Source organism: Sorangium sp. So ce362 (genome assembly GCF_051519845.1).
Taxonomy (GTDB): domain Bacteria; phylum Myxococcota_A; class Polyangia; order Polyangiales; family Polyangiaceae; genus Sorangium.
In genome coordinates, this window is the sequence record NZ_CP150332.1 from 792016 (window position 1) to 803752 (window position 11737).

Annotated in this window: 12 protein-coding genes; 7 read left to right on the top strand and 5 right to left on the bottom strand. The window is 72.1% G+C overall.

Going from position 1 to position 11737, the window contains the following annotated elements:
* Positions 1 to 61 precede the first annotated feature (61 nt).
* Complete coding sequence (locus tag WMF17_RS03165; protein ID WP_437600497.1) at positions 62 to 799, top strand: histidine phosphatase family protein; 738 nt, start codon at positions 62 to 64, stop codon at positions 797 to 799.
* A gap of 72 nt (positions 800 to 871) precedes the next feature.
* Positions 872 to 1765 carry a formyltetrahydrofolate deformylase gene (gene purU / locus WMF17_RS03170; RefSeq protein WP_437604203.1) on the top strand — a complete coding sequence of 298 codons (894 nt, stop codon included), beginning with the start codon at positions 872 to 874 and terminating at the stop codon, positions 1763 to 1765.
* Between the two features lie 80 nt (positions 1766 to 1845).
* On the opposite strand, the gene WMF17_RS03175 is transcribed toward purU, so the two are convergent.
* The 3 genes from WMF17_RS03175 to WMF17_RS03185 all read right to left on the bottom strand — a co-directional run bounded on the left by WMF17_RS03175 (position 1846) and on the right by WMF17_RS03185 (position 4555).
* Complete coding sequence (locus WMF17_RS03175; RefSeq protein ID WP_437648017.1) at positions 1846 to 2397, bottom strand: hypothetical protein; 552 nt, start codon at positions 2395 to 2397, stop codon at positions 1846 to 1848.
* A 449-nt stretch (positions 2398 to 2846) separates the two neighbouring features.
* Positions 2847 to 3539, bottom strand: a complete 693-nt coding sequence (locus WMF17_RS03180) for a glutathione S-transferase N-terminal domain-containing protein (protein ID WP_437648019.1) — start codon at positions 3537 to 3539, stop codon at positions 2847 to 2849.
* Between the two features lie 158 nt (positions 3540 to 3697).
* Positions 3698 to 4555, bottom strand: a complete 858-nt coding sequence (locus WMF17_RS03185; RefSeq protein WP_437648020.1) for a homocysteine S-methyltransferase family protein — start codon at positions 4553 to 4555, stop codon at positions 3698 to 3700.
* Positions 4556 to 4965: 410 nt separating this feature from the next.
* On the opposite strand from WMF17_RS03185, the gene WMF17_RS03190 reads away from it, so the two are divergent.
* From WMF17_RS03190 to WMF17_RS03210, 5 genes are all read left to right on the top strand, one after another.
* Positions 4966 to 5583 carry a hypothetical protein gene (locus WMF17_RS03190; RefSeq protein ID WP_437600501.1) on the top strand — a complete coding sequence of 206 codons (618 nt, stop codon included), beginning with the start codon at positions 4966 to 4968 and terminating at the stop codon, positions 5581 to 5583.
* 45 nt (positions 5584 to 5628) lie between these two features.
* On the top strand, positions 5629 to 7236 hold the full coding sequence (locus WMF17_RS03195) for a S53 family peptidase (protein WP_437648022.1): 1608 nt from the start codon (positions 5629 to 5631) through the stop codon (positions 7234 to 7236).
* A gap of 80 nt (positions 7237 to 7316) precedes the next feature.
* The gene (locus WMF17_RS03200; protein ID WP_437648024.1) at positions 7317 to 8285 is read left to right on the top strand and encodes a hypothetical protein; all 969 of its coding nucleotides are present in this window, start codon (positions 7317 to 7319) and stop codon (positions 8283 to 8285) included.
* A gap of 403 nt (positions 8286 to 8688) precedes the next feature.
* Entirely contained in the window at positions 8689 to 8937 is a 249-nt protein-coding gene (locus WMF17_RS03205) for a hypothetical protein (RefSeq protein ID WP_437648025.1), read from the top strand.
* An 82-nt stretch (positions 8938 to 9019) separates the two neighbouring features.
* The gene (locus WMF17_RS03210; RefSeq protein WP_437600505.1) at positions 9020 to 9625 is read left to right on the top strand and encodes a DUF2914 domain-containing protein; all 606 of its coding nucleotides are present in this window, start codon (positions 9020 to 9022) and stop codon (positions 9623 to 9625) included.
* Positions 9626 to 9655: 30 nt separating this feature from the next.
* Here WMF17_RS03210 and WMF17_RS03215 read toward each other — a convergent pair whose 3' ends face one another.
* Both WMF17_RS03215 and WMF17_RS03220 read right to left on the bottom strand, forming a co-directional pair.
* Positions 9656 to 10261, bottom strand: a complete 606-nt coding sequence (locus WMF17_RS03215) for a Uma2 family endonuclease (protein ID WP_437648027.1) — start codon at positions 10259 to 10261, stop codon at positions 9656 to 9658.
* A 42-nt stretch (positions 10262 to 10303) separates the two neighbouring features.
* Entirely contained in the window at positions 10304 to 11665 is a 1362-nt protein-coding gene (locus tag WMF17_RS03220) for a metallophosphoesterase (RefSeq protein WP_437648029.1), read from the bottom strand.
* Between the last annotated feature and the right edge of the window lie 72 nt (positions 11666 to 11737).

The following is an 11737-nucleotide window of genomic DNA, read 5'->3' on the forward strand; positions in this document are numbered from 1 at the left end:
GGGCGCGGACCGCCCCGCGCGGCCCTCCCCCTCGCCAGGTCGCGCCTCGGAGGCTCAGAACGTGACGAACCTCTATCTCATCCGGCACGGAGAAGCGCTCGTCAACGTGAACCATATCGTCGGGGGGATGCGCGGGGACACCGGGCTGACGTCGCTCGGCGTCCTCCAGGCGGAGCGGCTGCGCGATCGCCTGGCCGCGACGCGCGAGATCTCCGCCGATGTCGTGATCGCGAGCTCGTATCGCCGGGCGCAGCAGACCGCCGAGATCATCGCCCCCGCCCTGGGGCTGCCCCTCACGCTCGACGACGATGTCCAGGAGCTCCGCCCCGGCGAGGCGGACGGGATGCCGGTCGGAGAGGCGATGGTGCGCTATGCGATCGATTTCGAGCGCGAGCCGTACCGCCCGGCGAGCCCCGGCGGGGAGAGCTGGGCTCAGTTCATGCTGCGGGTCTCTGTCGCCCTCGATCGCATCACCCGCGAGCACGAGGGGCGGACCGTCGTCGTCGTCACGCATGGCGGCTTCATCGACGTCGCGTTCCTCCATTTCTTCAAGATGAACGCGCTCGCGTTTCCGGTGGCGCACTTCGCCACCCGCCACACCTCGCTCACCCACTGGCAGCGCCGGCGGCGCTGGGGTCGAGCCGAGGCGTGGCACCTCATCTATTACAACGACAGCGCTCACCTGCGCGACGTCGAGCGCACCGTGCGCATCCCCTGGGCGGAGCTCTCCACGCTGGCGCCCAGGATGACGGAGGATCCGTCTGGGCCGCCGTCCTCGGAGAGCGGCGAAGGGCGCTAGCGCTCGCCGCGCGCGCCTCCTCGACCCCTCCGCTTGCGCCGCTGCCTCGGGGCGAGCTACATGACCCGCATGATGGGTCCTGTCCACGCAACCTTCCTCATCGCCGCTCCCGACCAGCCCGGTCTCGTCGCGCGACTCGCGGGGTTCTTCTACAACATCGGCCTGAACATCATCGACGCGAGCAATCACACGGATGCGTTCATGGAGGAGGGACCGCGCTTCTTCATGCGCCTCGTCGTCGATCTGTCCGGCCTCTCCTCGCCGGCGGCGGTCACCGCCCTGGGCGGCTCGGCCACCCGCAGCGCGATCGAGGCCGCCTTTCGCGAGCTCGCCACGGCGCTCTCGGCGCGCTGGTCGGTCGATTACACCGATCACGTCCCCAAGATGGCGGTCCTGGTGACCAAGGATCCTGCGTGTCTCTACGATCTCGTGCTCCGGCAGCGCGCGGGCGAGCTCCGCTGCGAGATCCCGCTCGTCATCTCCAATCACCCCACGCTCGAGGCGGTGGCCGAGAGCTTCAGGATCCCTTTCTTCTGCCTCCCGATCACGCAGGAGACCAAGCGCGAGCAGGAGCGCCAGGTGCTCCACCTGCTGAAGAGGCACCATGTCGATCTCGTCGTGCTCGCGCGGTACATGCAAATCCTGTCCGAGCAGATGCTCGATGAAGGGCCGCCCGTCATCAACATCCACCACGGGTTCTTGCCCGCGTTCCAGGGCGCGAAGCCCTATCATCAGGCGTACGCGCGCGGCGTGAAGCTCATCGGCGCGACGGCGCACTACGCCACCCGCGACCTGGACCAGGGGCCGATCATCGAGCAGGACGTCGCGCGCGTGAATCACCAGCTGGGTCCAGAGGAGATGACGCGGGTGGGGCGCGACGTGGAGCGGCTCGTCCTCTCTCGCGCCGTCCGGGCGCACCTGGAGCGGCGGGTCATCGTCGAGGGCCGCCGGACCGTCGTTTTCTGACGGTCTTCTTCTCCGGATCGTCGCACGAGGCGCGGTCGATCATGGCCCTCGTGAGCGGGCGGAGAGCTCGCGCGGGGCGATCAGGGGTTGCGCTGCTGGCCAAACCAGGTGGTCTGGCCCGTGGCGCCGGGCCCGTAGCCCGAATGCTGGCCGACGCCCGACGGGCCATAAGCGCCCGATTGACCGACGGCCGTCTGGCCGAGGGCGGCGCTCTGGCCGATGGCCGACTGGCCATACCCGACCTGGCCCTGCAGCGCGTGGCCGGATTGCTGGCCGCCGTAGCCGAACCCAGCCTTGGACGGGATCTGACCCTTGCCGGGGAGCATCACGCCCTTGCCCGGACCGAAATGACCCTTGCCGGGGATCGTCACGCCCTTGCCCGGACCGAAATGACCCTTGCTGGGGATCGTCACGCCCTTGCTCGGGACGAGTCCAATCTGGCTGGGGCCGAACTCGGACTTCCCAGGCACGAGCTGGGCCGTGCCCATCCCCACGTATCCGCCCCTCGCCCCCTCGAGCGCCTGATCCGCCGACGCGATCGACGCGTCATCGAGGTCGATCGACTCGAGATCGGCCTCGTCCGTGCTCGCCGCGCAACCGGCGGACAGCGCCGCGAAAAGAACTGCAGGCACCAGCATCTTGCTATGCATTGACATGATCGGTTCCCCCCGATGTCCGCGAGGGCCCAGCAGGCCCAGACATCTCGGCTCACCGCAGAGCAGAGTGTGTGCCTGGCAGACGTGTGCAGACGTTTCCGCTCCCGGCATGCTTGACGTTCGCGCAGCGGCGGATGCAGCGCGATCGAGCGATGGGCGCCAAGTCCAGCCAGGGCGCACCGTGGACTCGAGGCGCCGAGCGAAGCCTCGCCCGCAGGGCGCGCCGGCGCGGCGACCCCCCTGCGCGGGACACGCCGCGTCGAACCGCGTGTGCATCTCCGGGGCGCCGGAACGGGACGGTTCGTCCGAAGCCGACCCATCCGCCCCGGTCGCAGCCCTGTCAGCGAAGCGCCGCGCGCCTACGACGCACGAGCGCGCCGCCGCGGAGCGCGGAGGCGCGCCTCATGCGCCCCCGGACGGACGGCTCACGCCTGGGGCTTCTTTCCGAACAGCCAGCGCTTCGCCTCGTCGTCGACAGGCTGGCTCTGGTTCCGCAGCTCGCTTCCGGCCGCGAGCCCGCGCTCGACGGCAGGCCGCGCGCGCACCGCGTCGAGCCACCGCTTGAAATTCGGGAGCTCGTCGGCCGAGATCCCGAATCGGTCGTACAGAATCGCCCAGGGGAAGCTCGCGATGTCGGCGATCGAGTACTCGCCCGCCAGGAAAGGCCGGTCCGCGAGCCGCTTGTCCATCACGCCGTAGAGCCGCCGAACCTCGTTCGTGTAGCGCTCGATCGCATACGGGATCTTCTCCGGCGCGTACTGGCCGAAGTGCCCCGCCTGGCCGCTCATCGGGCCGAGGCCGCCCATCTGCCACATGAGCCACTGGGCCACCTCGTAGCGGCCGCGCAGGTCCGAGGGCATGAGCTGGCCCGTCTTCTCCGCGAGATAGAGCAGGATCGCGCCCGACTCGAACACCGAGATCGGCGCCCCGCCGCCCGGCGGATCGTGATCGACGATCGCGGGCATCCGGTTGTTGGGGCTGATCGCGAGGAACTCCGGCTTGAACTGCTCGCCCCGCCCGATGTTGACCGGGATGAGCTTGTACGGGAGGCCCGTCTCCTCGAGCATTATGCTGATCTTCCAGCCGTTCGGGGTGGGCCAGTAGTAGAGATCGATCATCGTGCGCTCCGTCTCCGTGGTGTGTCGCCGATCGCGACGGCGTGCTGTCTCGGGATCTGGATCGTCGCAGGGCGCCGCGTCGCAGCGCGCCGGCGTCACCCTGCGCCTCGGGCATCGGTGGCACGTCGACCCCGGGGGAGCAACCGGCGATCGGCGCCTCAGCGCGGCGACCCCGCCGGGCGCCGCGTCGCTCCGTCGACGAGCGCGCGCAGCGCGGCGACGTGCGCCGGCCCCGTCCCGCAGCAGCCGCCAACGATCGTGGCGCCCGCCTCGATCCAGCCGCGCGCGAGCTCCGCGTAGCGCGCGGCCGCCGAGCGGCCCTGCCCCTCGCGCCAGCCGAGCCCCTCGGTCGCCGCGCCGGCGTTCGCGTAGGCCCCGAACGGAACGCCGCACGCCGCGAGCCGCTCGACGTGCGCGAGGGTGCGGGTCGCGGGGGTGCAGTTGACAAGCACGGCCCGCGCGCCGCGGGAGACCGCCTCCCGCGCGGCGACGCCGATGCTTTCGGGCGACAGGAGATCCGCGTCCGGACCCGCCGTGAACGACACCCACGCTTCGATGCCCGTGGCGACCGCCTCCTCGAGCGCCACGAGCGCCTCGCCGACGTGCGAAAAGGTCTCGCAGAGGAGGACGTCGACGCCCGCCGCCGCGAGCGCCTCGGCGAGCTCGCGGTGCTCCTGCCGCGCGCCGGCCGGGCTGAGGTCCGGCCGGTAGCAGTCCTCGAGCGGCGCGATGCTCCCGGCGACCCGGTGCCGCGGGTCCACATCGCGCACGGCCTCGCGCGCGAGCGAGACCGCCCGCGCCAGGAGCTCGGCCCACGCGGCGCCCGCCTGCCTCCGCTTCGTGCGGAACGTGTTCGCCGTGTGCACCGTGGCCCCCGCGCGCGCGTAGTCCCGGTGGATCGCCCGCACGACGTCGCAGCCGCGCGCGTCGAGCAGGGCCGCGGCGCTCCAGAGCGGCGCCGGCGTCTCGACCCCCCTCGCGGCGAGCTCGGTCCCGAGCGGGCCGTCGAGCACCACGAGTTCGGCCTCAGCCGTTGCGACGACTGGCCTGAACGGCTCTCCGGACCCGTCCACCATGTAGGCGCCGGTATGTCCGTGACCGGCGCTCAACGCAACCCCCGATTCCTGCCGTGGCCCCGCTGTACTGTCGCAGGTATGCGGGCCCCGCACAGCGCACCGTCCCGACCACTATGCCGCAGGAAGAACGATGGAATTCTCTTTCACCCCGGGAATTTACTTGCCAGGTATGGGGGGGCTGCGGCACCGTTTGAAATGAAATCATCTTCCCCTCATTCCACTCAACTCGCGGGAGTCGTGGGGTCCAACAAGCAGCCATCGCTCGAAGGACCGACAGGGGTGGAGCTCCCTCTGGCCAGCCCGAGGCCAGATGACCTCCGTCAGTGAGCCAAACGAAAGGAATGCCCATCATGATTCGTCAGCCCATCCGTTCTTCCAAATCGCTCGCTCTCAGTGTTGCGCTCGGCGTCATCGCGGCGGCCGGTTTCTCCGGATGCATCGCGTCGGACGAGCCGATCGTCGATGACGCGGTAGAGCACGAGCGGATCACGCAGGCCGAGCTGTCCGCCCTCCCGGCGGGGGAGTTCCTGCGCCTCGACATGAACCCGAAGATGGTCTACGCCCTCGACTACTCGGCGTCGCCGATCGACTACGCGCGCATCAAGCTCTCCGCCAGCGACGGCAAGGAGATCCTGCTCGCGGAGCAGATGGCCGCGGTGCAGAACGCCGACTACGGCGATTACCCGCCGCCCGTCCTGACGGAGGCTTCGGATCAGAGGTTCAGCATCTCCTCGGACGCGGCCTCTTTCGGCAAGCTGTCGGCGAGCGAGCTCGACCAGCTGAAGACCGACGGGTTCTTCTACTCGGAGAAGCCCGTGACGTCCCCGAACGCGGGCCCGCAGAGCACCGACCCCGAGTGCATCCACGCGTACTGCGAGGTCTGTGTCGACAACAACACCGGCGGGTGGCCCGAGACCTGGCTGCCGGGGTCGTTCACCTGCTACCTCATCGAGCACGTGTGGTGCTGAGCCCCGCCTGACGATCTCCACCCCCTCGCCGGCGAGGCCCAGCTGATGCGTCCGCTCTCGGTTTGGTGCGTTGCGTCGCTCGCCCTCGCGGCCGCGGCGTGCGGAGACGATGGACCGGTGCTCCCGAGCGGCCTCCCGCGGCCGCTCGCGGGGGTCTACTTCGACTTCGGCCCGGCGCCGGAGAAGGAGCGCTTCCGCGCGCTGATCGGGTTCCCGACCCGGGACGTCCCCGGGCTCGAGAGCGCGATCGAGGACATGTACGATCCCGGGAAGCCGGAGACGTTCCGGAAGTACATGTCGGTCGACACCTGGATGGAGCGTTACGCCCCGTCCGAGAGCGACATCGCTGCCGTCGAGGCCTGGCTCACCCAGCACAGGATGGAGATCCGGCGCCGGTCGAAGAACCGGCTCCTGCTCGAGTTCGCGGGCACGGTCGAGCAGTTCAACACCGCCTTCGACACCGAGCTCCGCGACTTCGAGCGCGAGAACCCCTCGAAGGGCGGCAAGCCGCTCCGCACGTTCGGCGCGCTGGAGCCGCTCAGGCCGCCGCAGAACATCATCGACCTCACGTCGGGCGTCATCGCGGTCGACGTCCCGGCGGACACCGCTCCGCTCCCCGCCGAGGGGGGCTCGATCGAGACGGAGCTCCCGGAGGAGCTGGCGCAGGGGCTCACGCCCGCGCAGATCGCGCGCGCCTACGCGGTCGACAGGCTCCACGACGGCGGGCACCGCGGGCAGGGCGTGAAGCTCGGCGTCGTGGTCGGGGCGACGTTCAAGACCAGGGATCTCCAGTCGTTCTGGCGCTCGTTCGGCGTGATGCCGCGCGACAACCCGGAGGTCGTGGTCACGGCGGATCCGATCTCGACCCGCTACATCGAGACGACGCTGGACATGCAGTGGGCGGGCGTGATGGCGCCCGGTGCGGAGCTCATCGCGTACGAGGGGCCGGACGCGCGCACCCTCTCCATCCTCTATGCGTGGAACGAGGCGATCGCGGCCGGCGAGGTGTCGGTGCTCTCGACGTCGTTCGCGCACCGCGAGGAGACGGAGGCGCAGCCGATCCGGGAGCAGTACCACGAGGCGTCGCGGATGGGCGCGGCGCTCGGGATGACGATCGTCGTCGCGAGCGGCGACTCGAGCCGGCCGGACGTGCCGTCGTCGAGCCCGTACGTGACGTGCGTCGGCGGGACGATGCTCGAGTTCGGCGACGACGGCGAGGTCGCGCGCGAGGTGGCGTGGAGCGGCTCGGGGTCGGGGCGATCGCGCGCCTTCAAGACCCCGTGGTGGCAGGAGGGTGTCGTCCTGGACGCGCAGGGGCAGCGCGCCGTCTCCGACGTCGCGCTGAACGCCTCGGGGGACTCCAGGTACTGGCTCTACTACCTGGGCGAGTGGGAGCGGCGCAACGGCACGTCGTTCGCCGCCCCTGTGTTCGCCGGGCTGATGGCGTCGGTGAACAGCCAGAGGCTCGCGGAGGACAAGCCCGTCGTGGGCTGGCTGAACCGGGCGCTCTACACCGACGCGAAGGTGCAGTCGGCCTTCCGCGACATCACGGCGGGCAAGACCCCCGAGGGGTTCAGCGCGGGGCCCGGCTGGGACTATCCGACCGGCTGGGGCGCTCCGCTCGCGGACAAGCTCGCCGAGGCGCTGCCGTAGGCCGCCTCATCCCCTCGAGCAGGCGCCGGCCAGCTCGCAGCCCGTCGTGTCCGGGACGCCGATGCGTCATCCTGGGCCGGATGACGCTCCCCGCCGCCATGCTCTCCGGCCCGCTCGCATGCCTCGCGCTCCTCGCGGCGGCGGCGCTCGGCTGCGACCGCGCGGGCCGCGCCGCGGGGCCGGCGCCCGCGCCGCCCAGCGCCGCGCAGGTCCCGGCGCCCGAGGGCGCGGCGCAGGGCGCGGACGGCGGGGCGGCGCCGGCGGAGCAGGCCGCGGACGGCGGGGCGGCGCAGGGCGCGGACGGCGGTGCGGCGCCGGCGGCGCAGGGCGCGGACGCCGCGGCTCCTGCTGCGGAGATCGCGCCGCTGCGCGCGGACGCGCCGTTCGTGGAGCTTTCGGTCGACGGGTTCCCGAGCGCGGTGGTGTCGGTGCCGATCGGCGCCACGGCGCGGCGCCCGGTGCTCATCGCCTCGCATGGCAACTACGACCGGCCCGAGTGGCAGTGCCAGGTGTGGCGCGACATCGCGGGAGGCGACGCCTTCATCCTGTGCCCGCGCGGCGTGGCGCGGTCCGACTCGCCGTCGGCGAGCGACGTCCGCTTCACGTACGAGAGCAACGCCCGCCTGGAGCAGGAGATCGACGCGGGGCTCGCGGCGCTCCGGGCGCGCTTTCCCGAGCACGTGGACCCCGGCGCGGTGCTCTACACCGGCTTCTCGCTGGGCGCGATCATGGGCTCGGCGATCGCCGCGCGCCGGCCGGCGCTCTTCCCGCGCCTCGTGCTTGTCGAGGGCGGACACGACAAGTGGACCCAGGCGACGGCCAGGGCGTTCGCGGACGGCGGCGGGCAGCGCGTCCTCTTCGTCTGCGCGCAGGCGGGGTGCGGCGCCGCGGCGAAGGCGGCGGCCGCGCGCCTCGAGAAGGCGGGCGTGCTCACGCGCGTGGTGCGCAGCAAGGAGGCCGGCCACCGGTACGACGGGCCGGTCGCCGAGGAGACCCGGCGCGCGCTCGGCTGGGCGCTCGAGGGCGACACGCGGTGGAACTCGCGCTGAGCGAGCGAAGGCGAGCGGAGGCGCTGCCATGATCGACGATCGCGATGGCCGGCGCGAGGCCCGGCCGCGTGCGATCGAGTACCTCGTCGACCGCGGCGCCGTCGGAGAGCGTAAGATGGATGCGCGCCGCGCCCCTCGCGGCCTCGGCCGGATCGTCGAACGCCATCGCCGTCGGCTCCTGATTCCTGGACGACGGCTCCTGGTTCCTGGACGACGGCTCCTGGTTCCTGGACGACGGCTCCTGGTTCCTGGACGACGGCTCCTGATTCCTGGACGACGGCTCCTGGTTCCTGGACGACGGCTCCTGGTTCCTGGACGGCGGCTCCCGGTTCCTGGACGACGGCTCCCGGTTCCTGGACGCTAGGCCTCCGGTGACGGCTGGGCGCCGTACCGCTTCGGCTGGGTGCTCACCGGCAAGACGGCCGCCGGCGGCGCCTATGCCGAGACCGACGCGGGCGCGTGGATCCCCGCGTCCGCGCTGCGGGTCGCGCGGCTGAGCCGCGACTTCTGGGGGCACGCGAAGCGCGGCCGGAGGTGGATCGTCGCGGTCGGCAGCACGCGGGTCATCGCGCCGGCGGCGCGGGCCAGCCCGTCGCGCCGGGCACACAGGGCGCGGCCCTGCGACCACAGACGCGCGAAAAATCATCAATGATTTCGATGATCCAGAAGCGGTCCGCGCCTTGCTGACTCCAGCGGTGAGACGGGGACGCCCCGGAACACGGAGGAGTGCTTCGATGACGACGACGATGGCTCGACGGTTGATGTTTCTGGCGCTCTGCGCGGCTTCGCTCGCTGGCTGCGGTGAGCGCCACGACGCGCGGCCTCCGGCGGCGGCCGCCGCCGCGAGCCCCGCGGCGACGCAGTGCCCCGAGCCGGCGGTCGCCGTGGCGGCACCGCCCGCGAGCCCGCCGGCTGCGGCGGTGACGGCGCCGGACGCGAGCGTCGCGGTGGGCAAGGCGGGCAAGGCGGGCAAGGCGGGCAGCGAGAAGGGGAGGGGCGCGGCGGAGCTGAAGGTGAAGCGGCTGGTGCTCGCGGAGGGCGTGAAGGACCGCGAGCCGGTGGCGCCGGGGACGATGTTCCGCGCGCCGGAGACGGAGCGGCTCTATGCGTTCCTGGAGATCGAGAATCCGGGCGACGTGGAGGGCGAGGTGACGGTGGCGTTCGTTCCGCCGGGCGGCGGGGCGCCGGTCGGGAACGTGACGCTCGGGGTCGGGCCGTCGCCGCGATGGCGGACGTGGGCCTTCACGCGCGGGGCGCGCACGGTGGGGGAGTGGACGGCGGTCGTGCGGTCGGAGACGGGCGAGGAGCTCGCGCGCGCGCCGTTCGAGGTGACGCTGTAGCCGGGGCGGCCCAGGCGCGCTCCGCGCGCGTCAGCGCGCGGCCGGCGGCGCCTCGCCCGTCGCGCCCTGGTCGAAGACGTCCTGGTACACCCGGTCGACATCGAGCGTGCAGCCGAGCGACGAGAGCTCGGCGCGCTCGCCCGGTCCGTGGATCCGGAGCAGCCAGCTCCCGTCCTCCTGCCGCGTGAACACCTCGATCCGCGGCGCCTTCTGCGATGCGAGCACGTACTCATCGAGCGACGGCAGGCTCCGGTACTGGGCGAATTTGTCCCCGCGATCGTAGGCCTCGCTCGAGTCGGAGAGCACCTCCACGACGACGCGCGGGTTCAGGAGCGTGTCGCGCTGGTCGTCTTCGAACTCGGGGCGCGAGCAGACGACGGCGCCGTCGGGGTACACGTAGCGGCGCGCGGCGGCGATCTTGATGCGCATGTCCGAGGTGAGCACCCGGCACCCGCGACCCCGGAGCGCGCTCCGCAGCTCACCGAGGACGTTCGTGGCGACGGCGCTGTGCTCCAGCGTGCCGCCCACCATGGCGAAGATCTCGCCGTCCGCATACTCGTGGCGAAGCGGCGACGAGCGCTCGAGCGTCAGGTAGTCCTGCGGCGAGAGACCGGTGCGCACCGCGGCTTGTGCCATGGTCCACAGTTTCGCCCAGCAGACGGAGCGCGTCCACGCGCGTCAGGCGGGCACGAGCTCGACGAGCGTGATCTCCGGCGGGCAGTTGATGCGGACCGGCAGCCAGCCGCCGGCGCCGGCGTTGACGTGGAGGCGCCGGCCGCGGTGCACGTAGAGCCCGTTGTGGTAGAGCCCGGCGGGCAGCATCGGCGTGAGGGCGTAATCGCCGATCCGGCCCAGCGAGATCTGCCCGCCGTGCGTGTGGCCGGAGAGCATCAGATCGAAGGGCAGCTCGCGGGCGGCGCGGAAGGTGCCCGGGTGGTGGCTGAGCAGGACGCGCGGCGCGCCGTCGTCCCGCATCTGTCCGAGCGCGCGGGCCAGCCCGTCGGCCGTCGGGCGCCGGGCGGGCTCTCCCGGGCGCGCGCGGCTGGGATAGTCGATGGCGCTCATCCACAGGCGATCGCCGCCGAGGCGGACCTCCCGCGCCTCGTCGACGAGCACCTGGGCGCCCGCTTCCTCGAGCCCCTTCACGATCGTCGGGATGCTGGCCGACCGCGCGGCGATGTACTCGTGGTTGCCCATGCAGAAGAAGAGCTGTCCCCGGGCGGGGCGCAGGCCCCGGAGCAGCCGTGTGGACAGCTCGAGCTGGGAGACGTGGTGATCGAGCAGGTCGCCCGTGATGACGTGGATGTCGGCGCGGAGGGCGTTCATGGCGTCGCGGAGCTCGTCGAGGCGCTCCGCGTCCATGAAGCTGCCGACGTGCACATCGCTGAGCTGCGCGAGGGTGACGCCGTGCAGGCTCGTCAGCTCGCGCCGCACGGGCAGCGCGACCCTCACCACGACCGGGCGCTGTCGCGAGGCGAGCACGCCGCCCATCGACACAGCGACCGCCGCCGCGGGCAGCGCCCAGGTCGCGCCCACGAGGAGCCGGCGGCGGGGCTCGTCGACGAGTTCCGGCTCGGTCTTGACGTCCTCTGGAGCATTGGCGACCCGAGCGGCTGGAGCGCTGGCGGGCTGAGCGGCTGAATCGGCCTGAGCGCCCGCAATTGATCGCGCGTTCGTGTCGGCCTCGGCGAGCGTGACAGCCCGGGCGCTCGGCGCGGGCCGGCCCCGGCGAAGCGCCCCGAAGGCCACGCGCACAATCGCGGCGATCCCGAGGAGCAGCCCGTAGAGGAGCAGGGCCACCTGAGCGCCCAGGGCGATCAGCGACACAGGCTCGGGCAGGTGGCGCTGGAGCGCTCGCAGCCCCGACCAGCTCGCCACGGCCATGAGCACCGCCGGGTGCGTGAGCAGCAGCAGCCCCGCGGCGCACAGCCCGTTGATCAGCCCTCCATGCCGCGGGAACGCCGCGCGGAGCCGCCGCCAGACGATCAGGCCGAGGAGCGCGTTGACGAGCGTGACGACGAGGCCGCCGAGCTGGAACACGCGATCGAAAGTAGCATCGCGCGGCTCGTCCGTCCGGCCGCCGGCGCCGGACGGCCGCGCGCCGCGTCGGCG